Below are 25,110 nucleotides of genomic sequence, written 5' to 3' on the forward strand. Positions count from 1 at the left end.
CTTAATTAAACCAAAAGCAGCAGAGCTAAAACCAGCACTGCACCCAACCCCAGAGAGGCCGCATACCAACGGACTTGTCCGTTCTCACTCCAACGAAGCCCTTTATTGCCCCAACGTGACAATATGGCTGGAATGTTCATCAGTGAATTCAAAGGATCATTTTGCAGCAGACGAGTGATACCTTTGAATGGTTTCACAAATACCCAGTCATATAGCGCATCAAATCCCCATGCGTGGAACCACCATGTGGAGAAGAAGCGCCCCGGAGCACTGTTCGCAGTGGCATTGACCAAGCGGCGCTTGCCCAGATACAGTGCTGCCGCCAGCAAGATACCGGCAACGGCAACCACACCAGAAATGATTTCCAATGTCACTTTGCCATCATGCCCTGCATTGTTTTCGGGTAAAACACCCGCCAACGGGGGCACAATCAGTGCGCCAACAAAGGTGGACAGCACCAGCAATACCGACAATGGCAAGGTATGAGTAATGCCCTTGACTGAATGAGCCTTGGTATTTTCTTTACCGTGGAACACGATAAAGATCATGCGGAAGGTATACAGTGATGTCATCAATGCGCCAATCAGCCCTGCCAGCATCAGGTTCATATGACCATTTGCCAACGCGCCCCACAAGATTTCATCTTTACTGTAAAAACCTGCGGTCAGTAATGGCAGTGCTGACAATGCAGAACCCCCTACAATGAAGCAGAGATAAACAAATGGAATCCGCTTGCTCAGGCCACCCATTTTGAAAATGTTTTGCTCATGATGACAGGCCAGAATCACCGAACCAGAGGCCAGGAACAATAATGCTTTGAAGAACGCATGGGTCATGAGGTGGAAGATTGCTGCATCCCACGCCTGTACCCCCAGCGCCAGAAACATATAACCAATCTGGCTCATGGTGGAATAAGCCAGCACCCGTTTGATATCTGTCTGTACCAGCGCAGCGAAACCTGCCAGCAGTAAGGTGACTGCACCAATAACACCGACCAAATGCAGAATATCCGGCGCCATCAGGAACAATGCATGGCTGCGGGCAATCAGATAAACACCAGCGGTAACCATCGTAGCGGCGTGGATCAGAGCAGAAACCGGCGTTGGGCCTGCCATCGCATCCGCCAGCCATGTTTGCAATGGTAGCTGAGCTGATTTACCTACCGCACCACCCAGAATCATCAGGGTTGCCCAAGTGATCGCGGTAGAGCCTGCTTCGATATGTTGTGGAGCCAATACCGCCAATTCGCGGAAACTCAATGTGCCGAGTTGGTCGTAAAGGATAAACATTCCGATGGCAAGGAATACATCACCAACACGGGTCACAATGAAAGCTTTCATTGCCGCCGCACCATTGGCAGGGGTTTTGTAATAGAAACCGATCAGCAGGTAACTACACAGGCCGACACCTTCCCAACCGAGGTACATCAGCAGCATGTTGTCTGCCAGTACCAATACCACCATGCTGGCGATAAATAGGTTGGTATAGGCGAAGAAACGGGAATATCCCTCTTCACCACGCATGTACCAAGAAGCGTATATGTGGATCAGGAAGCCAATGCCGGTTACAACACTCAGCATTGTCAGTGACAACCCGTCCAATGCCAAATTAATGGGGATGCTGAAATTATCGACAGCCATCCAGTTCCACAATGTTTGGCTGTAGACCAGCCCCCCTGCCCCATTATGAGTAAGGAACTCAATCGCTACCCAGAATGTGACCAATGCTGCCAACCCAATAGAACCAATTCCAATGGTGGCTGACAAATTTTCAGACCAGCGGCCACGGGAAAATGCCAATAGCAAAAATCCCAGCAATGGCAGCAGAATTGTTAAGTAGAGTAAGTTCATCCGCGCATCTCACTGACTGTATCAATATTCAGGTTTTGGCGACGACGGTGCAACTGTAGTAACAGTGCCAAACCGATACTCGCCTCGGCGGCTGCCAGAGTAATGGCCAAAATATACATCACCTGACCATCAGGCTGGAGCCAAAAGCTGCCAGCAACGACAAATGCCAGTGCTGAAGCATTGATCATGATTTCCAGCCCGATCAGCATGAATAACAAGTTGCGGCGGATAATCAGGCAAGTGAAGCCCAATATAAACAGAATAGCCGCCAGAATAAGGCCGTGGTGTAACGCTATCATTGTTGGTCCTCCGTACGGTTGCTGATCACTTCCCCTTGTCGATTTTCACGGCCAATGTGGTAAGCCACGACCAACCCAGCCAACAGCAACAAAGATGCCAGCTCCACGGCTAATACATAAGGGCCAAACAAGCTAATGCCCACTTCTTTGGCACTGACCACTTCACCGCTGATTTTAGCGGATGACAGAGTACTGATGGCATAAATCAGCACAATCAACAGTACAATAGACAGGATTGACGGGCCAATCCAAGCTCTGGGTTGTAGCCATAACCGTTCCTGCTCGACAACTGATTTTCCTAAATTCAGCATCATCACAACGAAGACGAACAACACCATGATGGCGCCCGCATAAACGATGATCTCCAAAGCACCTGCAAAATAGGCGCCCATCGAAAAAAATACGATGGACAGTGCCAACAAGGAAATAATCAGATACAACAGTGCGTGCACCGGGTTAGTGTGGGTTATTACCCTAAGGGTTGCGAGGATGGCAACCAGCCCTGCGACATAAAATGTAAATTCCATGAACATCGCTCCTTATGGCAACAGACTTTTAACGTCGATAGGCTTGGCTTCATTCTCGGCTTCACCTTTATCCTTGCCGTCAATCGCCATACCTGTCTTACGGTAAAAGTTATAATCAGGGTATTTACCCGGCCCTGAAATCAGCAGATCTTCTTTCTCATACACCAGATCCTGACGCTTGAATTCACCCAGTTCAAAATCCGGAGTCAACTGAATAGCGGTAGTTGGGCAAGCTTCTTCACACAGGCCGCAGAAGATACAACGCGAGAAGTTGACACGGAAGAATTCAGGATACCAGCGACCATCTTTATGCTCGGCTTTTTGCAGTGAGATACATCCCACCGGGCATACCGCTGCACACAAGTTACACGCAACACAACGCTCTTCACCGTCAGGATCACGCGTCAGAACGATGCGCCCACGGTAACGGGGTGGCAGATAAACCGGCTCTTCCGGATACATTTTTGTTTCGCGTTTATGGAAGGCATGAAGCCCTATCATCCAAATACTGCGTACCTGGGTGGCGAAACCGACCACTAACTCTTTCAATGTCATGGTTCAATCACCCCTTTATTGAGCGTTGTATAAAATAACTGCGGCAGTCGCCAGCATATTAAGTAACGTTAATGGCAGGCAGACTTTCCAGCCAAACGACATCACCTGATCATAACGAGGACGCGGTAATGCGGCACGGATCAAGATAAACATCATCATAAAAAAGGCCGTTTTCAACGCAAACCAGATGAATGGAGGCAAGAGAGGCCCATTCCAGCCACCAAAGAACAGTGTGACGATTAAGGCTGACACCGTCACGACAGCGATATATTCCCCCACAAAGAACAGACCGAATTTCATACCGGAATATTCAACGTGATAACCGTCAGCCAATTCCTGCTCTGCTTCCGGTTGGTCAAACGGATGACGGTGACACACGGCAACACCTGCGATGGCAAAAGTCAGGAAGCCAAAGAATTGAGGGATGATATTCCACACATGTTGCTGTGAGTTGACGATATCCACCATGTTGAAGGAGCCAGCTTGCGCCACGACTCCCATCATGGACAGACCGAGGAAAACTTCATAACTCAATGTTTGTGCTGATGCACGCATCGCGCCCAACAGAGAATATTTGTTGTTACTCGCCCATCCGGCAAACAGCACGGCATAAACCGCCAATCCTGCCATCATCATGAAGAATAAGATGCCGATATTCAGGTCGGCAACCATCCACGTAGGGCTTATTGGCACGATGGCAAACGCCAGAAGCAGTGAGCAGAATGCAATGACAGGAGCCAAAGTAAAAATGGCTCTGTCAGAAAAGCGGGGTGCCCAGTCTTCTTTAAAAAACATTTTGATCATGTCTGCAACGAGCTGCAACGAACCGCCCCAACCCACACGGTTTGGCCCGTAACGGTTCTGGAACAGGCCAAGAATGCGGCGTTCAAAGAAGCTCATGAATGCCCCGCAAATAACCACAACCAGCAGAATGGCGACCGCTTTCAGGACAGTAATCAGAATCTCAATCATATCGGGAGTTAACCAACTCATTATGCAACCTCCCGTAAGTTATTGACTGATTTGCCTGCCAGAACCGGTGGTATACCCGGCATTCCCAGAGGCAAGCCGACTTGCCCTTGAGCCAGATTGCCACTCAGGCGCACTGCCAAACGCAGCTGCTGTCCTTCACAATCAAATGTCATTACCGCCCCTTCTTTCACATTCAAATGCTCCGCATCCTTATGATTGATCATCACATACGGTTCAGGCATACGCTCCTGTAATACATCTGAACGTTGTGACAGTTCATCACTGCCAAACAAATGGAAATAAGGCGCAACATGCCATTGATTTTTTTGCGCAGTGAATGCGGCTGGGATAGCGTCAAAATAGTTCAATCCACCATCAACCGCTTCAATCAAACGAACCCCTGGATCGCCGAAACGTAGCTTACCACCGACTTCCGCCTGGAATTTATTCCACGCTTGTGGCGAGTTCCAGCCTGGTGCCCATGCAAATGGTATTTGCTGACGAGGTGCATATGGGCTGTTGTTCCCTTCCATTGAGAAGGCAAATGCTGTGTCGATATCCTGCGGCTGGCGCTGCTCATGAACACTGACATCGGCCAGCATGGCGGTACGGCCGCTGTAGCGATGAGGTGAGCGAGCCAATTTTTGCCCACGAATACGGAATGTGGCATCAGGTGCTGCATTTACAATGTCTTTGAATTGCGGCATGGCTTTGACACAGGCTTTAATTACATGGTCAAGCTGTGTCCAGTCAGTCTGGCATTGTGTATAGGTGGTGTACAGCGAGTGCATCCAACGCCAGCTTTCTAACATAACGATGGATTTGTCATAGAATGCAGGTTCATAGACTTGGAAATAGCGCTGAGCACGACCTTCCTGATTCACCAACGTACCATCACTTTCAGCAAAACTAGATGCCGAAAGAATCAAATGAGCTTTATCCATGATAGCCGTGCGTTGATGATCAACCACTATCAGGTTTTTCAGGCTGTCCAGCGCGCGGTCAATTTTATCTGCCGGTGCATGACGATAGAGATCATTTTCCATCACAATGGCGGTATCTGAATCCCCTTTGGCGATGCGTTGCAAAGCAATATCCAATGGTCGTGCTTCCATCATCGCCAGACCCAAGCTATTGGCATACGCGGCAACATAGGAAAGCCCAACATTGGCTCCCTTATCTTTCAATGCCCATGCGATATTTGCGGCTGCCTGAACCAACGTGTCACTGCCCGGATTGCTGCCACTGATAATCAATGGTTTTTTCGCATCACGCAGTGCCTGTGCAATAATTTCCACTTTCGATTTCAAATCATCCGGCAAGTCATTGACGGCAGGCGCTATGCTGTTCAGGGCATGTGCGACAGCAAAACCCAAACGCGCTTGATCATCAACTGGGGCATGGTAACTCCATGCTGCAACATCATCCAATCGAGTATCATCAACGCTGGTCAAGAACAGAGGATACTTGGCGTGCTGACCGATATTCATCACAGCCGCAATTTGCCAGTCGGCCACTTTTTGGGCTGCCGCCATTTCGCGGGCCTTGCCCTTCACGGCCTGACGCACAGATAAAGCCATGCGGGCAGCGGTCTGAGTCAGATCTTCCCCTAAAATCAATACGGCATCATAATCTTCAATTTCACGCAAGGAAGGCGTATAGACCCCGCCTTGTTGGAGAATTTCCAACATCATATCAAGGCGATGTTGTTCTTCCGCTGAAATGCCGCTGTAGAAGTTTTCCGCACCAACCAATTCCCGCAAGGCAAAGTTACTTTCAATACTGGCACGCGGCGAACCGATACCAATGGCATTTTTCGCCTGACGCAAAATGTCTGCGCCCCCTTGCATGACTTGCTCGGCATTCAGTGAAATCCATTGATCACCACGCAATTGTTGTGGCTGGCGAGGACGATCATCACGGTTGACATAACCATAGCCGAAGCGCCCACGGTCACACATAAAGTAGTGGTTGATGGTACCGTTGTAGCGGTTTTCAATTCGGCGCAATTCACCGTAACGTTCTCCGGGACTGGTGTTACAGCCGATGCTGCACTGTTGGCAAATGCTTGGCGCAAATTGCATGTCCCATTTACGGTTATAGCGTTCTGAATGTGTTTTGTCGGTAAATACCCCGGTTGGGCAAATTTCAACAAGGTTACCGGAAAATTCACTTTCCAATGTGCCACTTTCAGGGCGACCAAAATAGATGTTGTCATGCGCACCATAAACGCCAAGATCCGTTCCATCCGCATAATCTTTGTAGTAGCGAACACAACGGTAACAGGCGATACAGCGGTTCATTTCATGAGCAATGAATGGCCCCAGCTCCTGATTTTTGTGAGTACGTTTGGTAAAACGGTATTTCCGGAATGAATGCCCAGTCATCACCGTCATATCCTGCAAATGACAGTTTCCCCCTTCCTCACAAACTGGACAGTCGTGAGGGTGGTTGGTCATCAGCCATTCCACGACACTTGCGCGGAACTGCTTTGCTTCATCATCATCAATGGAAATATACGTGCCATCTGTCGCTGGTGTCATACAAGACATCACCAGACGACCGCGCGTATCTTCCGCGTTCTGATATTGCTTCACCGCACACTGGCGGCAAGCGCCAACGCTTCCCAGCGCTGGATGCCAGCAAAAATAAGGTATATCAAGCCCCAATGAGAGACAGGCTTGCAACAGGTTATCAGCCCCGTTTACATCATATTCTTTGCCGTCTACATGTATCGTAGCCATAGTCAGCATGCTTCCCAATGGCCTGCCGTGGCAGGCGTTAATCAAAATTCTGCTTTATGCAAACAAGCCTTACCAACGCTGTTTGAGCAGGTTTGGTTGAATACCCGCAATCAGGCTGGTATTGCCGTAGTCTTTAGTTACAATTCCCGCTTCAAATTCTTCGCGGAAATATTTGATAGCACTTTGTAAAGGTTCTACGGCACCGGGTGCATGGGCACAGAAAGTTTTGCCGGGGCCGAGGAAACGGCAGAGTTGTTCTAAAGTCTCAATATCACCAGGCTGGCCTTTACCGTTCTCAATAGCCCGGAGGATTTTGACACTCCACGGCAAACCATCACGGCATGGCGTACACCAACCACAAGATTCACGAGCGAAGAATTCTTCAAGATTGCGGGTCAGGGAAACTATATTGATTTCATGATCCACTGCCATTGCCAGTGCAGTTCCCAAACGGCTACCCGCTTTGGCGATATGCTCAAAATCCATTGGCAGATCCAAATGATCTGTTGTCAGGAAATCAGTTCCTGCCCCTCCTGGTTGCCATGCCTTGAATTTCAGGCCATCACGCATTCCACCCGCATAATCTTCAAGAATTTCACGGGCTGTCGTACCAAAAGGCAGTTCCCAAACACCCGGATTTTTGACACGGCCAGAAAAGCCCATCAGTTTGGTGCCGGCGTCTTTACTTTTGCCTTCACTCAAACCGATATACCACTCTTTCCCATGCTCAAGAATTGCAGGAACGTTGCACAGGGTTTCGACGTTGTTGACGCACGTTGGTTTTCCCCATACGCCAGAAGTCGCAGGAAATGGCGGTTTTGAACGTGGGTTTGCCCTGCGCCCTTCAAGGGAGTTAATCAGTGCGGTTTCTTCACCACAGATATAACGACCCGCGCCGGTATGAACAAATAGTTCAAAATCAAAGCCACTGCCCAAAATATTCTTGCCAAGCAGCCCCGCAGCTTTAGCCTCTTCGATTGCCTTGCGCAGATGAACAGCCGCTTCGACATACTCACCACGCAGAAAGATGTAGCCACGATAGGCTTTCAGTGCAAAAGCACTGATAAGCATGCCTTCCACCAACAGGTGGGGCAGTTGTTCCATTAACAGGCGGTCTTTGTAAGTGCCCGGCTCCATCTCATCCGCATTACACAGCAAGTAGCGGATATTCATGCTTTCGTCTTTTGGCATCAGGCTCCATTTCAAGCCTGTTGAGAAACCCGCACCACCACGGCCTTTTAAGCCAGCATCTTTAACCAGCGCGGTAATTTCATCGGGAGCCATGCCCTTCAGTGCTTTTTCGGCTCCTTTGTAACCATTCTTGCTGCAATATTCGTCCAGCCAGACAGGTTGTTGGTCATCACGCAACCGCCATGTCAGGGGATGAGTTTCCGCTGCGCGGATAATTTCTTTCACTCCTGAGTGCGTTGTCATGGATACTGCTCCAGTAGTTTTTCAATTTCTTCGGGTTTCACGTAACTGTGAGTGTCCTCATCAATCATCATGGTTGGCCCCTTGTCACAGTTACCCAAACAGCAGGTTGGCAACAATGTGAAGCGTCCATCTGTCGTGGTTTGCCCCGGACAAATGTTCAGGTGCGACTCTATCGCTGCCTGAACGCCCTGATAGCCCGTGATATGACATACAACACTGTCACAATAACGGATAATGTGTCGCCCTACTGGCTGCCGATAAATCTGGCTGTAAAACGTCGCCACACCTTCCACATCACTGGCTGGAATACCCAAAACTTCAGCAATGGCATAAATGGCACCATCCGGCACCCAACCACGCTGCTTTTGCACAATTTTCAGAGCTTCAATTGACGCAGCACGCGGATCTTCGTAGTGGTGTTTTTCTTGCTCAATGGCATTGCGCTCTTCCGCACTCAACACAAATTCATCCGGTGTCTGAGTGTCCGTTACGTTAACCACATCAAGACGTGCTTGCTTATTTGCGTTAAATTCACTTTGCATCGTTAGCGATCCACATCAGACATAACAAAATCGATACTGCCCAGATAGACGATAAGGTCAGAAACCAGGCTGCCGCGGATCACCGATGGTATTTGCTGCAAGTGAGCAAAACTTGGTGTACGAATGCGGGTACGATAGCTCATGGTGCTACCATCACTGGTCAGGTAATAACTGTTGATACCTTTAGTCGCTTCGATCATCTGGAATGATTCATTGGCAGGCATGACGGGTCCCCATGACACTTGCAAGAAGTGGTTAATCATGGTTTCGATGTGCTGCAAAGCCCGTTCTCTCGGTGGTGGTGTGGTCAGTGGATGATCAGCCTTGAATGGACCTTCTGGCATATTTTTGAGGCACTGCTCAAGGATGCGCATACTCTGACGGATTTCTTCCACTTTCAGCATGACACGGTCATAGCAATCACCGTTGTAGCCTGTTGGTACTTCAAAATCGAAATTTTCATAGCCGGAATAAGGACGCCATTTACGCACATCAAAGCCAATGCCGGTCGCACGCAGCCCTGCACCGGTAACTCCCCAGTCCAAAGCCTGTTTAGCGTTGTAAGCCGCCACTCCGACAGAACGCCCTTTAAGGACACTGTTTTTCAGTGCTGCTTTGACATAAGAATTCAAACGTTTCGGCAGCCAGTCCAGCAATTCACGTAACAGTTTTTCCCAGCCGCGTGGCAAGTCATGGGCAACACCACCGATTCGGAACCACGCCGGATGCATACGGAACCCAGTAATTGCCTCAACAACATCGTAAACTTTCTGTCGGTCAGTAAAGGCAAAGAAGACGGGGGTCATCGCACCAACGTCTTGGATAAATGTGCTGATATAAAGCAGATGGCTATTAATGCGGAACAGCTCAGACAGCATGACACGAATTGTTTTCACGCGATCCGGTACGTCAATGCCTGCCAGCTTTTCAACCGCCAGCACATAAGGCATTTCGTTAACACATCCCCCCAGATATTCGATACGATCGGTATAAGGGATATAACTGTGCCATGACTGACGTTCACCCATCTTTTCGGCACCACGATGGTGGTAGCCAATATCAGGTACGCAATCAACGATTTCTTCGCCATCAAGTTGCAGAACAATGCGGAATGCACCGTGAGCAGAAGGATGGTTTGGGCCAAGGTTAAGGAACATGAAGTCTTCATTATCAGTACTACGCTTCATGCCCCACTCTTCTGGTTTGAAAGTCAGGGCTTCCATCTCCAGATCTTCTTTCTGCTTCGTCAATATGAAAGGATCGAATTCCGTGGCACGCGCAGAATATTCCTTGCGCAACGGATGGCCTTCCCATGTCGGTGGCATCAAGATACGGCGCAAATTTGGATGGCCGTTGAACGTAATGCCGAACATTTCCCACGTTTCACGTTCATACCAATTAGCATTCGGGAAAATTGACGTGATAGTTGGGATATTCAGGTCTTGTTCAATGAGCGCAACTTTCAACATGATGTCACGGTTACGCTCTATGGAAATCAAGTGATAAAACACCGAAAAGTCAGCCGCAGGCAAACTTTGTCGGTGGGAGCGCTGACGCTCATCGACACCATGCAAGTCAAACAGCATGACGTAAGGTTTGGGTAACTTTTTCAGGAATGTTATTACTTCCAGTAACTGTTTCCGCTTAATCCAAACAACAGGCATACCGGTACGGGTCGGCTGGATGGTAAAGGCATCCGGGCCAAATTGACGGTTAAGCTCGCTCACAACAGGATCATCAATATGATCTCGTGTTTCCCAAGCTGGTCGTGCGCTTTCTTGCGCTATCTGATCTGTCATCATTCTTCACCACAACGCTTGATCAGGGTTTTTGTAATCGCAACACATTGCTCTGGTTACGCTATTTGGCTAAAAGCCTTAAATTTCGTCTGGAGTACGCAGATTTTTCACTGCAATACGTTCACCACGCTTCCGTTCTCTTTCTGATTGCATATTTGCGCGGTAAACCCCCTGATCGCCAACAACCCAAGACAGCGGGCGTCGTTCTTTGCCTATGGACTCTTGCAGCAGCAGCAGGGCCTGCATATAGGCTTCTGGGCGAGGAGGACAGCCAGGAATATAAACATCGACGGGGATAAACTTATCAACCCCTTGAACCACGGAATAAATATCGTACATACCACCGGAATTTGCACAGGCTCCCATTGAAATAACCCACTTCGGTTCCAGCATTTGATCGTACAGACGTTGAATGACAGGAGCCATTTTGACGAAGCAGGTGCCAGAAACCACCATGAAATCAGCCTGACGGGGAGATGCTCGCAATACTTCTGCACCAAAACGAGCAACATCGTGAACCGCGGTAAATGACGTCACCATTTCCACATAACAGCAAGAAAGCCCGAAGTTGTAGGGCCACAGGGAATTTTTCCTTCCCCAATTCACCATATCATGCAGAGCATGTTCCAATTTTCCCATATAGACACTACGGTGAACGTGCTGCTCTAGGGGATCGCTGACAATTTCCTGTTTTTGCAGGGGATAACGGTCATTCTCACCGTTCGGATCTATGCGGGTGAGCGTATAATCCATCTTTATGCCTCGCTATTACTGCATATGACTGTTGTTGGTATAAGTGTCAGCACTCGGTTTACTGACCTGACGTTTTGAACGTGCAGGTGTCCAATCCAACGCGCCAATGCGCGCCAGATAAACCAAGCCTGCCAATAACACCAAAATGAAAATACTTGCTTCGGCAAAGCCTAGCCAACCGCTCTCTTTGATTGAGACGGCCCATGCATACAAGTAAAGGGCTTCAACATCAAAGATAACAAAGAACATGGCAACCAGATAAAACTTCGACGACAGGCGCAAACGAGCACTGCCGACAGAATCAATACCTGATTCATAAGGTACGTGTTTTGCTCTGGCTTTCGCTCTGCCCCCCATGAAGTACCCGCCCAGTAGCATGAGCACACACAAACCAAAAGCACCTATTAGGAAAACCGCAAATGCCCAGTGATGGGCTAAAATTCCAGTGGATGTAGACATACTCGTTGCTTACTCATCAAAAGTGGTGTCAAGGTGTCTGCTCTTTTTGCCGGCAGTGTTGCACCACATCGATTCATGGGAAGGGATAACAACCAAATCTGAAACAGCGCTAATCAATATATCTCATCGCTTGAATCGTCTTGGTTTTTATTCCTCTCAATATATTTGCCATAACGGCAAAAGCACTCATTTATTTATTTACAAACAACAAACCATTAATTAACAGATTGTGCTGGTATATCGCTAAAACGTGTCAGTCGTATAAAAAAACATCTTCCCGACATAACCAGTCTAACCGATAACTCGACTTTCCTACACCATTATCGCAGGAAAAACCTGTCTTTCCACTGCACTACTTGGGGTATTTTTATGATCAAGTGCACAGTTTCATTGAAAAACATTCAACAGGCGAACGTAATTCATTCAATTTCTAATAAATTGTTTCTAAAAAGAACTATTGATGTGCGATAAGAAAGCTATTTCTGAAAACAGATTTATTTTATCAATTTAGAAAAATAAAATTTGTTAACAAAGCAACATTCTTTTAACTAAAATTCGAAAGATATAGGAAAATTATTAGGGTATATTTCTTGTTGGAAATATTAGAAATGGGAATGAAAACCGGAGAGAATTATTAATAAGCAGTAAACAACAGGCTAATATCTCCATAAGTAAAATGGAAATATTAGCCTATAAACACATAAAACTTATTCGTCTATATCTTCAATAGAAGTTTCATCAATGACTTCAGTTGGTTTGATAGGTTCAATAGATTCAATAGATTCATCTATTTCGTCTGATTCATCAGACTGAGCCGACGTTACGGTATAAGGTGTTTTCTTATTTTCTATTGCACCAAAAACAGTCAAGACAGATTCATTCTGCTCATTACTGTTACGATACAAGAAGAATTGAATTTCCGGCAGGCGTGGTAAACCATCAGCTTCGCCTAAAATTCTCAGGTCTGCATTATGCATTTCCAGAGGGCGAGCGGTAATACCAACTTCTGCGTTCACAGCCGCACGAATAGCGGATAAGGAGGCAGCTTCATATGCAACGCGACATGAAATACCTGCCATATGCAGCGTATCCAGAGCAAGCTCGCGGAAAGGATTAGCTTCATCCATCACAACCAACGGTATAGGTTCGTTCGTCCGCAATTGGAAATCTGGTGCGCAGTGCCATAAAACAGGCGAAGAACGTAAGATCGTTTTAGGATGGTGGTTAATTTTTGCTGTGGTTAATGCCAAATCAATTTCATGGTTATCCAACATGCTTTCGATAAATTGAGCACGCTTAATACGTACATCAACGGCCACGCGTGGATAGACAGAAGCAATACGGTTCAATAAGAAAGGAAGTAATGTATCAACAGCGTCATCTGATACTCCTATTCTCAATTCACCTTCCGCATCATTGTAGGTCAATGATGCTGTTGCATCATCATTAGCACGAAGAATTTGACGTGCATAACCAAGAAGTTGAAGCCCGTGCTCGGTCAAAAGCTTATTGCGGCCGTGGCGAGCAAATAACTCTCTCCCCACGAGCTGTTCCAACCGCTGCATTTGCTGACTCACAGCTGACTGCGTTCTGGAAACAGCATTTGCTGCTGCTGCAAAAGTATTTAAGTCCGCAACGGCAACAAAAGTCCTCAACAGATCGAGATCGAGGTTTATTATCTGACGATTCGCATTTATCATCGCATATATTCGCTTTTTACTGGTTTTTTTTTAATAGCTAATAGTACTAACCTGGTGTTGTTTCGTTACTTAGCAGTATCAAATAAAATAATGCCAATTATGACATTACTCTACTCTATTTAATAGGGCAAAGATTTACTGCATTTTTTTATCATTTAGATCATTATGGTTTTATTTTCTCCTTTCTTAACAAAAATTATGCAATCCAAAAATAAATTAGAGATAAAACTCTATTTACATCACATAAACATCAATTTCCAGTACAAATATCCTTTTTCTGACTTACTTCAAAGAATAACGTGATCTGAATTAGCCATACTTAACACCGCTAGCTAATATTAGTATTTTTAATGAATTAACTTTATCACTGAATAGGCCTGAAAATGTTATGGATAAGAATTCAAAAAAATTGTCAAAGTATCATGTGATAAAACCTAAATTAACTTTACGTCAATAAAGATAAATTATAAGAATACATTATACAAACCTTCTTACTTTTATTGACAATTTAAAATTTACTAAACATATGGGCTAAAAAAACACCTGCCAAAATGGCATCTCCTTCGTTCCTTGTCAACTAAAAACAAGTCATTATTCAAAATAAAAAACCAAAAAAATAAGATAATTAAAAACAAAACACCAATAAATCAGAGTAGTTTAGAGAGCAAACTTATTCATTTATTCTTAAAACAACCGTTTTAACCAAAGATATCAAAGCCTCTTCAAAATACAGATTGAGAAGAGTACATTGATTACTACACTTTGATTACTACACTTTTTATGCTGGGTAGTATCCAATTTTGCCAAGAGGTCAAGGCACTCTATGTTTTCCATTAATAAATCCAATAAATTAGATAATGTCTGTTACGACATCCGGGGGAATACCCTCAAAGAAGCTAAGCGACTCGAAGAAGAAGGTAATAAGGTACTGAAATTAAATATTGGAAATCCAGCACCATTTGGATTCGAAGCGCCCGATGAAATTTTAGTCGACGTTATCCGTAATCTATCAACAGCCCAAGGTTATTCTGACTCAAAAGGGTTGTATTCCGCTCGCAAGGCGATCATGCAGCATTACCAAGCCAGAGATATGCTGGATGTTACCGTTGAAGATATCTTTATTGGTAACGGTGTTTCTGAACTTATCGTTCAATCTATGCAGGCTCTGCTGAATACCGGGGACGAAATGTTGGTTCCTGCGCCTGACTATCCTCTTTGGACTGCGGCAGTCTCACTTTCCAGCGGTAATGCCGTCCACTATCTATGTGATGAGCAACAAGGGTGGTTTCCTGATTTAGATGATATCCGCCGTAAAATTACCCCACGTACTCGTGGCATCGTTATTATTAACCCGAACAACCCAACCGGAGCGGTATATAGTAAAGAATTGTTGCTGGAAATAGTAGAAATCGCCCGTCAACATAATCTGATTATTTTTGCCGATGAGATTTATGACAAGATTCTGTACGATGATGCCCAGCACCACTCCATCGCGGCATTAGCCCCCGATCTCTTTACTGTGACTTTTAATGGCCTGTCCAAAACCTACCGTGTAGCGGGTTTCCGTCAGGGCTGGATGGTGCTGAACGGCCCTAAAAAGCAAGCTAAAGATTATATTGAAGGGTTAGAAATGCTGGCATCAATGCGCCTTTGTGCCAATGTGCCAATGCAGCACGCGATTCAAACAGCATTAGGCGGCTATCAAAGTATCAGTGAATTTATTCTTCCGGGTGGCAGACTCTATGAACAGCGCAACCGTGCATGGGAATTGATTAATCAGATCCCAGGGGTCTCCTGTGTGAAACCAATGGGTGCTCTATATATGTTCCCGAAAATAGACACCAAACGTTTCAATATTCATGATGACCAAAAAATGGTATTAGATCTTTTACTACAGGAAAAAGTTTTGCTGGTTCAGGGGACCGCATTTAATTGGCCAACTCCTGACCATTTCCGTATTGTTACACTGCCGCATGTCACTGACTTGCAAATGGCTATTGATAAATTTGCCCGCTTTATCGGTAACTATCACCAATAACCATAATATTCATTATTTAAAGCCTATCTCGGAAAGTATTAATAAACTAATGGGATAGGTTATTATTTTGTTATCAAAAGTTTATTTCTTATTCACTGTTATTTCCCTATAAATGAATTTTCCATAAATTAATATTTCCTTTCTTTTTCATGTTATAGATTACACATGGAAGGAATATATTGAGTTAAATTGACATTTAATAGGTTTACTTCCCCTTCCACTCCGCCCACAATTAATCAATATTATTCCGCTTCAAGAGGAAATTATGAGTCATTTTTTCGCCCAATTATCCCGCCTAAAATTAATTAGCCGTTGGCCTCTTATGCGAAATGTGCGCACAGAAAATGTTTCAGAGCACAGTTTGCAGGTTGCTTTTGTCGCACACGCTCTGGCAATAATCAAAAACCGTAAATTCAGTGGTAATGTCAATGCCGAACGGATCGCTCTGCTGGCAATGTATCACGACGCCAGCGAAGTCATCACGGGAGATTTGCCAACGCCCATTAAGTACTACAACCCTCAAATTGCCCATGAATATAAGAAGATAGAAAAAATAGCCCAACAAAAGTTATTGAATATGCTTCCAACTGAACTACAGGATGATTTTCGTTCTATCCTGGATGAACATCACCATACTGAAGAAGAAATCCGCATTATTAAGCAAGCTGATGCGTTATGTGCTTACTTGAAATGTCTGGAAGAGCTCTCAGCGGGCAATACTGAGTTCAATCAAGCTAAAAACCGGTTAGATAAAACACTGGCAGAACGTCGCAGCGAAGAAATGGATTATTTCATGGATGTATTCGTACCGAGTTTCAGCCTCTCCCTTGATGAAATCAGTTTATAAGTGATGCTTTGCCAAGGCTGTAGTTATTCAGCAATAATTATCCGATAGTGACTATCCAATTGTTGACTATCCAATTGTGATGAGGTCAGCCACAATAATTCAATAATGTTAATCTATAACTCTAATGCAGCTCCATATTGATACAGGAGCTGCCCAATAGAAACATTAGAATGGGAAAAGTATTGGAATAATCGCCACGCTGATTCCCATAACAATTAGCGTAAAAGGTACGCCGAGTTTCAGGAAATCGGCGAATCGATATCCACCAGGCCCAAGTACCAATGTATTAACCGGAGATGAAATCGGTGTCATAAATGCTGCTGAAGCCGCCACACCAATAATCATGGCAAAGGGCAAAGGAGAAACAGCCATTTCATTCGCGGCTGCAATCGCAATCGGAGCCATTAACACTGCCGTCGCCGTATTGGAGATGAACAAGCCGATAACAGCACAAAGTACAAACAAGCACATCAACATCACGCGCGGCCCCATATTACCTGCGATATCCATCAGCCCACGGACAATGAGATCAATCCCCCCTGTTTTCTGCAATGCCAGGGCAAAAGGCATCATACCGACAATCAAAATAATGCTCGGCCAGTGAATGGCACGATAAGCACTCTCCATATCAATACAGCGGAATTTTCCCATTAGCAGACAGGCAATTAGCGCGGCAATAAAATTCGGGATTTCATTGGTCAGCATCATAACAACCATCAGGGCAAGGCAGAATAAGGCATGGGGGGCTTGTGAAGCAGCGGGAGCCGCACTTTCCACTTCAATGGGAAGGTTCAGCACAATAAAATCAGGGGTTTTCGTTTTCAATGCACGGATCAATTTCCAATCGCCAATAACCAGTAACGTGTCACCAAGCAACAAGGGTTCATCCACTAACTTCCCTTCCAAGGCTTTTCCCCCGCGACGAACTCCCACTACATTGAGTCCATAACGCGTGCGAAATTTCATACCACGCAATGATTGCCCCAAGAGGTCGGATTCAGGGATCACTGAAACCTCAGCCATACCGACATCACGGGACTGATCGGAAAAATATTCCCCACGCAATACCATCGGTTCCAGCTGTTGTTCGCTGCAAAATACCCGTAAATCAACATTACTATCCGACATATCCACCAGCAGGACATCCTGGCCCCGCAGTTCTATATCGCCAGTGGCAGCAATCATCACCCGACGAAATTTACGCCAACGTTCAATGCCAATGACATTCGCGCCATAGCCGGCACGTAGCCCCAGCTCATCCAATGTGTGACCAATCAAGGGTGAATTTTGCCGGATGGCAAAACGGCGAGCACGACCAGATAATTTATAGTCACGTATCAAATCACGGAATGTCCGATGATAACGTTCGTCCACTGTCTGGTGGTTTTTGCCCCCCAACCAACGACGAGCGACTAACATGTAAACCACACCAGCCATCAAGACTAAAATGCCAATCGGTGTAATGGAGAAGAAACCAAAACCCCGCAGACCTTCGCGCACCAGCTCACTATTGACGACCATATTGGGCGGTGTTGCTACCAAGGTCATCATGCCACTGATCAAGCCCGCAAACCCTAATGGCATCATCAATCGTCCCGCCGAGATTTTCATTCTGGCGGCCACGCTCAAGACAACGGGAATAAATATTGCCACAACACCGGTTGAACTCATAAAAGCGCCCAGTCCGGCAACCGATAGCATTAAGCAAGCCAACATTTTGGTTTCACTGTTACCGGCGATACGAACCAACCAATCCCCCATCTGATAAGCAACCCCGGTTCTCACCAGCCCTTCACCAATGACAAATAAGGCGGCAATCAATAACACATTGGGATCACTAAAACCGACAGTGGCTTCACTTAACGTCAGTGTGCCACTCAAGACAAATGCAACGATCACCAATAAAGCCACAACATCCATTCTGACTTTATTGGTGGTGAAAAGCACAATAGCTATCAATAACAGGGTCAGTACCCACAACAATTCGCTACTCAATCTGGCCTCTATCAACGATACATTTTAAATATGACCTATCCGTAATATCAAAAGACGACGGATACAAACGTTAACCAGATAAGTAGGCCATTTTTCTCAGGGAAAATCCCTCGTTATGATCAAGAATCATCCTGATTTGTGCTATATGTTCTTCATCTTTCAAGTTGGATATAAAAAGCTATTGGGTATAAATCGATACATAACCGCCAGATTTGACAATTTCAATATCCTCCAGATTAGTAATCGTCAGATGGACTTCATCACGACGTGGAATATCTGGCGAATCGTGAACAACGACAACCTGACAACCCGCATCCAGACCGGCATGAATTCCCGCAATAGCATCTTCAAAAACCACGCACTCCTCTGGCAATAATCCCAGTTTTTTAGCGCCCAGCAAATAAGGTTCAGGGTTTGGTTTGCCATTTGTGACTGACTCTGCCGTTACCCAATACGCAGGTTCCGGCAACTCCGCCATCTTATGACGAGCAGAGGCAAGAGGAACAGTCCCTGATGTCACAATTGCCCAAGGAATGTCCAGTGCATTCAATTTATCAATCAGGGCAATGGCACCAGGCAAGGCAGTAATGCCTTCTGTATCTTCTGTTTCAATTTTTTCAATCCATTTGAAAGTGCTGGCGATCTCTTCTTCACTAGCATCTGGCATAAAATGCCGCAGGGATAATATTGCCGGAGTACCATGAATATAGTTCAACACTTCGTCTCTATCGATCCCCATCTTATCGGCAAACTGAATCCATGCTCGCTCAACCGCAGGCAATGAATCGATCAGAGTTCCATCCAAATCAAATAAAAAACCTCTGCATCTCAGTACCAAACCCGACTCCTTCAAACGCAACTATGCGTTAATAATCTGCTCAATATCAACGGCGCTAAATGAGTATAGCGCCCCTCTGTATTCACCATAAAACGAACATAAACAAGATAAAGTGGTTCTGTCGCCGCATCAAAACCTAAACAGGCCATGTGGCACTCATCCAGTTCCTGCCGATCTTTAAGATTACTTAATGAAATATGCAGCGCATGATACATTTCCATAATATTAATGATAGTGCGACAAGTCTCTTCGGATAACTCACCAAAATCGTGATCCAACCACGCAATTGTAACCCAAAACCCCGTTCGATAATGGTTTGGTAACGACGATAACGTTCAGCATATTCAGGTTCCAGCATGGACATGAGTTTGTATTGAATAGGGGGTTCGGTAGTTTAAATATCATCAAGGAAAGAATTATCCAATTGCCTAAATGCCCGTTTAAGCAATTCAGCCAGCGCAAAGTAAGTCGGGGCATTTTCTACAGGTGTCATTGCAATCCCTGCCTGAGCAAATTTTTCCCGAATTTCATAAAACCATTGCAGCAACCTTTCCGGTAACGGTGTTGCTGCGCGTTTTCCCAACCACCATAATCCCTGCAATGGCAAACTACAGGCAAACAGTGCTGTCGCTACCGTTGGCCCCAATTGACCACCCAGAGCGATTTGCCATGTCAAAGTAAAAATTGCTAATGGCGGCATAAACCGGATACCAAAGCGAGTCGCCTTAATCACACGATTTTCAGGAAAAATAGGTGCAAGCTGCTTTGCCAGTGGCCAGATTTTCAAATATTGCTGCCCTAATTGCATTCGTTTAAACCAACCTTGGTTAACAGGTGGTGTCGTGTTCATCATGACCTCAATCAATTAAAGGTATAATTTTTAAAAAATCTATACAAAAGATAAAATCTTTTTTGTAGTATTAATACTATTAAGTATATTTTGTCTTTATTGCTAGCAAACTGTATCCTACACAGACTTTTATGTTGTTGCAGTAGCAAAACAGGAATTTTGACCTTTTTCGCAACAATTGGATTCGGTTTGTTAATAAATTATTTCATTTCTTAACATTGTTCTCATTTTAAGATTAGATCACAACAAGATAATAGGTATTTCCATGTCAAGTAAGCTGGTACTGGTTCTTAACTGCGGTAGCTCCTCCCTGAAATTCGCTATCATCGACCCTGCCAATGGTGAAGAATATCTTTCTGGTTTAGCTGAGTGTTTTAGCCTGCCTGAAGCTCGTATTAAATGGAAAATGGATGGCGCGAAAAACGAAGCTGCTTTAGGTGCCGGCGCAGCACACAGCGAAGCGCTGAACTTCATTGTTAATACTATTTTGGCTGAAAAACCAGAACTTTCTGCACAGATTTCATCCATTGGTCACCGCATTGTTCATGGTGGTGAGAAGTTCACTTCTTCCGTGATTATCACCGATGAAGTTATCAAAGGTATTGAAGCGGCTATTCCATTCGCACCACTGCACAACCCAGCTCACTTGATCGGTATTGCAGAAGCGGAAAAGGCATTCCCTCATCTGGTTGAGAAAAACATTGCAGTATTTGATACTGCATTCCACCAGACTATGCCAGAAGAAGCCTACCTGTACGCACTGCCTTACAACCTGTACAAAGAGCATGGCATCCGTCGCTACGGTGCACACGGCACCAGCCATTTCTATGTTTCCCGCGAAGCAGCTAAAATGCTGAACAAGCCAGTTGAAGCACTGAATGTCATCACCTGCCATTTGGGCAACGGTGGTTCTGTTTCTGCAATTGTCAACGGTCAGTGTGTTGATACTTCCATGGGCCTGACTCCACTGGAAGGTCTGGTCATGGGTACCCGCAGTGGTGACATCGATCCGGCTATCGTATTCCACCTGCACGATGCAATGGGTATGAGCATCGCTCAGATCAACACCCTGCTGACCAAAGAGTCCGGCTTCCAAGGCCTGACCGAAGTTACCAGCGATTGCCGTTACGTAGAAGATAACTACGAAACCAAAGCTGATGCTAAACGTGCTATGGATGTTTACTGCCACCGTCTGGCTAAATACATCGGCGCATACAGCGCCCTGATGGAAGGCCGTCTGGATGCGATTATCTTCACTGGCGGCATCGGTGAAAACTCCGCACTGGTTCGTGAACTGACCATGAAGAAAGTCGCTCTGCTGGGCTTCGAATATGACCACGAGCGTAACCTTGCAGCTCGCTTCGGCAAATCAGGCGTTATCACTACAGATAACAGCCGTCCTGCTCTGGTTATCCCAACCAATGAAGAATTGGTCATTGCTCAGGATTCAGCACGCCTGACCGCCTAAGCCACATGATTTTCAAGAACCACCGGCAATGCTGGTGGTTCTGTATTCATGAGTACGTTCCATAAGTACATTGATTAATATTTCCTTAATAAATATTTCCTTAACAAATATTGCGTTGGCTCATGGTTCGTGTTTCGTCTATTTATATAGCATTGAATATATCGCACTGAGTCACATTTATTGACTGACGAGCAACCGTTAAAGAGGTTTCCGTGTCCCGTACAATTATGTTAATTCCCACTGGCACCAGCGTTGGTTTAACCAGTGTCAGTCTGGGTGTTATTCGCTCCATGGAGCAAAAAGGCGTTCGTCTGAGCGTTTTCAAACCTATCGCACAACCACGTCACACAGGTTCTCAGGATCAAACCACCTCCATTATCCGTTCACACTCCAGCATCCATACTGCTGAACCTCTGGATATGGCGCATGTGGAATCAATGCTGACCACTAACAAAAAAGACGTGTTGATGGAAGAGATCGTGGCGCATTACCACGAAAACACCAAAGATGCAGAAGTCGTTCTGATTGAAGGTCTGGTTCCGACTCGCAAACATCCGTTTGCCCAATCTCTGAATTATGAAATCGCTAAGACCCTGAATGCTGAAATCGTATTCGTGACTGCATTGGGTACTAACAGCCCGGAACAGCTGAAAGAGCGTATTGAACTGAGCCGCGCTGAATACGGCGGTATCAAGAATCAAAATATTATCGGTGTTATTGTCAACAAACTGAATGCACCAGTTGACGACCAAGGCCGCACTCGCCCAGATTTATCTGAGATTTTTGACGAATCAACCAAAGCGACTATTGCGCACATCGATCCAAAAACCATCTTCAAAAACAGCCCATTGCCAATTCTCGGCTGCATTCCATGGAGTTTCGATCTGATCGCTACCCGTGCGATTGATATGGCCAAACACCTGAAAGCTGACATCATCAATGAAGGCGCCATCGAAAGCCGTCGCATCAAATCCGTGACTTTCTGTGCCCGCAGCATTCCTAACATGCTGGAATACTTCCGTCCGGGTTCTCTGCTGGTGACTTCTGCTGACCGCCCTGATGTACTGATCACTGCGTGTCTGGCTGCCATGAATGGCATTGACGTTGGTGCTGTATTGCTGACCGGTGGTTACTCAATTGATGAGCCTATCCGTGAGCTGTGCGAACGCGCATTCAACACTGGTCTGCCAGTTTTCACGGTGAAAACCAATACATGGCAAACCTCCCTGAACCTGCAAAGTTTCAGCCTCGAAGTTCCAGCCGATGACCACGAGCGTATCGAAAAAATCCAGAACTACGTTGCACAGCACATCAGCAATGAGTGGATCGATTCTCTGGCGGCAACATCAGAGCGCTCAAATCGCCTGTCTCCACCAGCATTCCGCTATCAGCTGACCGAGCTGGCTCGTCAGGCAGGCAAGCGCGTCGTCCTGCCAGAAGGTGATGAACCACGTACCGTCAAAGCAGCAGCTATCTGTGCTGAACGTGGCATAGCAGAATGTATCCTGCTGGGTGATCCAGAAGAAATCCGTCGTGTGGCTGCGGCTCAAGGTGTTGAGCTGGGCGCAGGGATTGAGATCGTTAATCCAGCGGCAGTACGTGAACGTTACGTTCCACGTCTGGTTGAGCTGCGTAAGAACAAAGGCATGACCGAAGTGGTTGCCCGCGAACAACTGGAAGACAACGTGGTTCTGGGCACAATGATGCTGGAACAAAACGAAGTTGACGGTCTGGTTTCCGGTGCGGTTCATACCACTGCTAACACCATTCGTCCGCCATTGCAGTTAATTAAAACTGCGCCAAACAGCTCACTGGTCTCTTCTGTCTTCTTCATGTTGCTGCCAGAGCAAGTATTGGTTTACGGTGACTGTGCGATCAACCCAGATCCAACCGCTGAACAACTGTCTGAAATCGCTATTCAATCCGCCGATTCTGCCAAAGCGTTTGGTATCGAGCCTCGCGTTGCGATGATCTCCTACTCTACCGGTAACTCTGGTGCAGGCAGCGATGTTGAGAAAGTTCGCGAAGCAACCCGTCTGGCACAGGAAAAACGTCCAGACCTGATCATCGACGGCCCATTGCAGTACGACGCGGCTATCATGGCCGACGTGGCGAAATCCAAAGCGCCAAATTCACCAGTCGCAGGTCAGGCTACCGTGTTTATCTTCCCGGATCTGAATACCGGTAACACCACTTATAAAGCGGTACAACGCTCTGCTGATCTGGTCTCCATCGGGCCAATGCTGCAAGGCATGCGCAAGCCAGTTAACGATTTGTCCCGTGGCGCACTGGTTGATGATATCGTTTATACCGTTGCACTGACTGCAATTCAGGCAACCCAGCAAGAAAATGCTTAATTCTCTCGCCGCATAAACATGAAATAGTCCTACGCTGTTAGCGTGGGGCTATTTTTTATAATAGGAAATAAGATTAGTTTCCAATTCCAGCCAACACATGATTCATTTCTATATAAACGGTATTTACCTTCCACAATTATGTCCAATGGTTCAGGGAGCCAGAAACTTTCTGTTTATACACAATTTGCCTTAAAATAATATCCCTCCTTCCAAAACCCCCATTTATCACTTTTGGCGGGTTCTAATAGCATGTAACCTTTTTGATATCCAAACCCATATTGAAAGTAAATCTCTTTCGCAGCAGGTGCTGGTATTAGTTTGATGCTCCCATTTTTACCAAGTGTGTTTGATTTATTTACCGCATATTCCATCAGAATAATGCCACAATTTCTAATACCTATGTGAGTAGCAAACTCTATAATAGAGGGCGGTTCTGAGACTTTTTCCTTGTTATTAGAAAATATTAACATTCCAATTGGCGCCTCTTGAAAAAACATCACAAAGAAATAATGCTCTATTGAGGCTGAGGCACCCTCAAATTTACTTTCTAGGATAGAAGAGATTTGAGTAAGTATTCCATAGGTAGCTTTATATCTTGAATTCCACCGCTCCTGCTCCCGACTTAATTGTCTGCTCTGATTAGAGCCTATAAGCCAATCACCATTAATCATGTTTGTTCTTATTCGATTAGCAATACATAAAGCATCTTGAAGCCCAACCTCTCTGATAGTGATAGAATTTTTAACATTAAATAGCCTGAAATCCCTATTTGTTAAATTTGTTTCACTACGAGTCAATGGCCCGGTTGTATCTGGGTTCAAGATGCTAAAAAATTTTGATTTAAGTATCATGATATATCTCCAAATAATAATATAAAAAATATATTCAGAAGATTTGGTTCATTCAATTTACCATTGCTTTCCGGGCTTGCTGTTTTTCCCGACGCTTTCTCATTCGTAGATCATAAACCAAACCGGAGGCCATATAACACTATACGTGTATCATAATCAAATACCATAATCACCACCGTAAAGGCAAAAAATATCAAAGTACACCACATCATAAGAATGCCCATTGGCATTT

General features: G+C 45.6%; 20 protein-coding genes and 1 pseudogene. 4 read left to right on the plus strand and 17 right to left on the minus strand.

From position 1 onward, the window contains the following. Positions 1-5: 5 nt before the first annotated feature. From nuoL to hexA, 12 genes are all read right to left on the minus strand, one after another. Positions 6-1,850, minus strand: a complete 1,845-nt coding sequence (nuoL, locus tag PSI14_RS06610) for an NADH-quinone oxidoreductase subunit L (protein ID WP_273575123.1) — start codon at positions 1,848-1,850, stop codon at positions 6-8. Then, positions 1,847-2,149 (minus strand): NADH-quinone oxidoreductase subunit NuoK, encoded by a 303-nt coding sequence (nuoK, locus tag PSI14_RS06615; protein ID WP_273575124.1) that lies wholly within the window; start codon positions 2,147-2,149, stop codon positions 1,847-1,849. Before nuoK ends, nuoL begins: the two co-directional genes overlap by 4 nt. Continuing rightward, positions 2,146-2,676, minus strand: coding sequence for an NADH-quinone oxidoreductase subunit J (gene nuoJ, locus PSI14_RS06620; protein ID WP_273575125.1), 531 nt, complete (start codon positions 2,674-2,676; stop codon positions 2,146-2,148). The genes nuoK and nuoJ overlap by 4 nt, the downstream gene beginning before the upstream one ends. 12 nt (positions 2,677-2,688) lie before the next feature. Beyond that, complete coding sequence (nuoI, locus tag PSI14_RS06625; protein ID WP_273553641.1) at positions 2,689-3,231, minus strand: NADH-quinone oxidoreductase subunit NuoI; 543 nt, start codon at positions 3,229-3,231, stop codon at positions 2,689-2,691. Between the two features lie 15 nt (positions 3,232-3,246). Beyond that, positions 3,247-4,224: an NADH-quinone oxidoreductase subunit NuoH gene (gene nuoH, locus PSI14_RS06630; RefSeq protein ID WP_273575126.1), complete on the minus strand. Its 978-nt coding sequence runs from the start codon at positions 4,222-4,224 to the stop codon at positions 3,247-3,249. Further along, on the minus strand, positions 4,224-6,947 hold the full coding sequence (gene nuoG, locus PSI14_RS06635) for an NADH-quinone oxidoreductase subunit NuoG (RefSeq protein ID WP_273575127.1): 2,724 nt from the start codon (positions 6,945-6,947) through the stop codon (positions 4,224-4,226). The genes nuoH and nuoG overlap by 1 nt, the downstream gene beginning before the upstream one ends. Before the next feature lie 69 nt (positions 6,948-7,016). Next, on the minus strand, positions 7,017-8,381 hold the full coding sequence (gene nuoF / locus PSI14_RS06640) for an NADH-quinone oxidoreductase subunit NuoF (RefSeq protein ID WP_273575128.1): 1,365 nt from the start codon (positions 8,379-8,381) through the stop codon (positions 7,017-7,019). Further along, complete coding sequence (gene nuoE / locus PSI14_RS06645) at positions 8,378-8,923, minus strand: NADH-quinone oxidoreductase subunit NuoE (protein WP_273575129.1); 546 nt, start codon at positions 8,921-8,923, stop codon at positions 8,378-8,380. Before nuoE ends, nuoF begins: the two co-directional genes overlap by 4 nt. 2 nt (positions 8,924-8,925) lie before the next feature. Next, positions 8,926-10,725, minus strand: coding sequence for an NADH-quinone oxidoreductase subunit C/D (gene nuoC / locus PSI14_RS06650; protein ID WP_273575130.1), 1,800 nt, complete (start codon positions 10,723-10,725; stop codon positions 8,926-8,928). A 75-nt stretch (positions 10,726-10,800) separates the two neighbouring features. Further along, complete coding sequence (locus tag PSI14_RS06655) at positions 10,801-11,475, minus strand: NuoB/complex I 20 kDa subunit family protein (protein ID WP_273575131.1); 675 nt, start codon at positions 11,473-11,475, stop codon at positions 10,801-10,803. A gap of 15 nt (positions 11,476-11,490) precedes the next feature. Continuing rightward, positions 11,491-11,934, minus strand: a complete 444-nt coding sequence (locus tag PSI14_RS06660) for an NADH-quinone oxidoreductase subunit A (protein ID WP_273575132.1) — start codon at positions 11,932-11,934, stop codon at positions 11,491-11,493. Positions 11,935-12,641: 707 nt separating this feature from the next. After that, positions 12,642-13,634, minus strand: a complete 993-nt coding sequence (gene hexA / locus PSI14_RS06665) for a transcriptional regulator HexA (RefSeq protein ID WP_273575133.1) — start codon at positions 13,632-13,634, stop codon at positions 12,642-12,644. A gap of 823 nt (positions 13,635-14,457) precedes the next feature. Here hexA and PSI14_RS06670 point away from each other — a divergent pair. Beyond that, positions 14,458-15,672, plus strand: coding sequence for a pyridoxal phosphate-dependent aminotransferase (locus PSI14_RS06670; protein WP_273575135.1), 1,215 nt, complete (start codon positions 14,458-14,460; stop codon positions 15,670-15,672). A gap of 265 nt (positions 15,673-15,937) precedes the next feature. Continuing rightward, positions 15,938-16,519 carry a 5'-deoxynucleotidase gene (gene yfbR / locus PSI14_RS06675; RefSeq protein ID WP_273575137.1) on the plus strand — a complete coding sequence of 194 codons (582 nt, stop codon included), beginning with the start codon at positions 15,938-15,940 and terminating at the stop codon, positions 16,517-16,519. 165 nt (positions 16,520-16,684) lie between these two features. Here the strand turns inward: yfbR and PSI14_RS06680 are convergent, their stop codons facing one another. The 4 genes and pseudogenes from PSI14_RS06680 to yfbV form a co-directional block, all read right to left on the minus strand. Beyond that, positions 16,685-18,514 (minus strand): SLC13 family permease, encoded by a 1,830-nt coding sequence (locus PSI14_RS06680; protein WP_273575139.1) that lies wholly within the window; start codon positions 18,512-18,514, stop codon positions 16,685-16,687. A gap of 178 nt (positions 18,515-18,692) precedes the next feature. Further along, a complete protein-coding gene (locus tag PSI14_RS06685; RefSeq protein ID WP_273575140.1) occupies positions 18,693-19,352 on the minus strand; it encodes a sugar phosphatase in 660 nt (219 codons plus the stop codon). Positions 19,353-19,411: 59 nt separating this feature from the next. After that, a pseudogene (locus tag PSI14_RS06690) lies at positions 19,412-19,716 on the minus strand (YfbU family protein); the annotation flags it as partial. A 30-nt stretch (positions 19,717-19,746) separates the two neighbouring features. Next, the gene (gene yfbV, locus PSI14_RS06695; RefSeq protein WP_273575215.1) at positions 19,747-20,202 is read right to left on the minus strand and encodes a terminus macrodomain insulation protein YfbV; all 456 of its coding nucleotides are present in this window, start codon (positions 20,200-20,202) and stop codon (positions 19,747-19,749) included. 265 nt (positions 20,203-20,467) lie between these two features. Between yfbV and ackA the strand changes: the two genes are divergently transcribed. Beyond that, positions 20,468-21,670, plus strand: coding sequence for an acetate kinase (ackA, locus tag PSI14_RS06700; protein WP_273575142.1), 1,203 nt, complete (start codon positions 20,468-20,470; stop codon positions 21,668-21,670). Between the two features lie 212 nt (positions 21,671-21,882). Continuing rightward, positions 21,883-24,027, plus strand: a complete 2,145-nt coding sequence (pta, locus tag PSI14_RS06705; protein WP_273575144.1) for a phosphate acetyltransferase — start codon at positions 21,883-21,885, stop codon at positions 24,025-24,027. Between the two features lie 173 nt (positions 24,028-24,200). On the opposite strand, the gene PSI14_RS06710 is transcribed toward pta, so the two are convergent. After that, positions 24,201-24,878 carry a hypothetical protein gene (locus PSI14_RS06710; RefSeq protein ID WP_273575145.1) on the minus strand — a complete coding sequence of 226 codons (678 nt, stop codon included), beginning with the start codon at positions 24,876-24,878 and terminating at the stop codon, positions 24,201-24,203. Between the last annotated feature and the right edge of the window lie 232 nt (positions 24,879-25,110).

The sequence above is a fragment of the Xenorhabdus anantnagensis genome (assembly GCF_028598555.1).
Lineage (GTDB): Bacteria > Pseudomonadota > Gammaproteobacteria > Enterobacterales > Enterobacteriaceae > Xenorhabdus > Xenorhabdus anantnagensis.

Coding starts and splice junctions, on each gene's coding strand:
- yfbV (WP_273575215.1), bottom strand. CDS start 20,202: ATGAACACGACACCACCTGTTAACCAAGGTTGGTTTAAACGAATGCAA.
- yfbR (WP_273575137.1), top strand. CDS start 15,938: ATGAGTCATTTTTTCGCCCAATTATCCCGCCTAAAATTAATTAGCCGT.
- ackA (WP_273575142.1), top strand. CDS start 20,468: ATGTCAAGTAAGCTGGTACTGGTTCTTAACTGCGGTAGCTCCTCCCTG.
- PSI14_RS06660 (WP_273575132.1), bottom strand. CDS start 11,934: ATGTCTACATCCACTGGAATTTTAGCCCATCACTGGGCATTTGCGGTT.
- hexA (WP_273575133.1), bottom strand. CDS start 13,634: ATGATAAATGCGAATCGTCAGATAATAAACCTCGATCTCGATCTGTTG.
- nuoF (WP_273575128.1), bottom strand. CDS start 8,381: ATGACAACGCACTCAGGAGTGAAAGAAATTATCCGCGCAGCGGAAACT.
- nuoE (WP_273575129.1), bottom strand. CDS start 8,923: ATGCAAAGTGAATTTAACGCAAATAAGCAAGCACGTCTTGATGTGGTT.
- PSI14_RS06655 (WP_273575131.1), bottom strand. CDS start 11,475: ATGGATTATACGCTCACCCGCATAGATCCGAACGGTGAGAATGACCGT.
- PSI14_RS06670 (WP_273575135.1), top strand. CDS start 14,458: ATGTTTTCCATTAATAAATCCAATAAATTAGATAATGTCTGTTACGAC.
- nuoK (WP_273575124.1), bottom strand. CDS start 2,149: ATGATAGCGTTACACCACGGCCTTATTCTGGCGGCTATTCTGTTTATA.
- nuoC (WP_273575130.1), bottom strand. CDS start 10,725: ATGATGACAGATCAGATAGCGCAAGAAAGCGCACGACCAGCTTGGGAA.
- nuoJ (WP_273575125.1), bottom strand. CDS start 2,676: ATGGAATTTACATTTTATGTCGCAGGGCTGGTTGCCATCCTCGCAACC.
- nuoH (WP_273575126.1), bottom strand. CDS start 4,224: ATGAGTTGGTTAACTCCCGATATGATTGAGATTCTGATTACTGTCCTG.
- PSI14_RS06710 (WP_273575145.1), bottom strand. CDS start 24,878: ATGATACTTAAATCAAAATTTTTTAGCATCTTGAACCCAGATACAACC.
- nuoG (WP_273575127.1), bottom strand. CDS start 6,947: ATGGCTACGATACATGTAGACGGCAAAGAATATGATGTAAACGGGGCT.
- nuoL (WP_273575123.1), bottom strand. CDS start 1,850: ATGAACTTACTCTACTTAACAATTCTGCTGCCATTGCTGGGATTTTTG.
- nuoI (WP_273553641.1), bottom strand. CDS start 3,231: ATGACATTGAAAGAGTTAGTGGTCGGTTTCGCCACCCAGGTACGCAGT.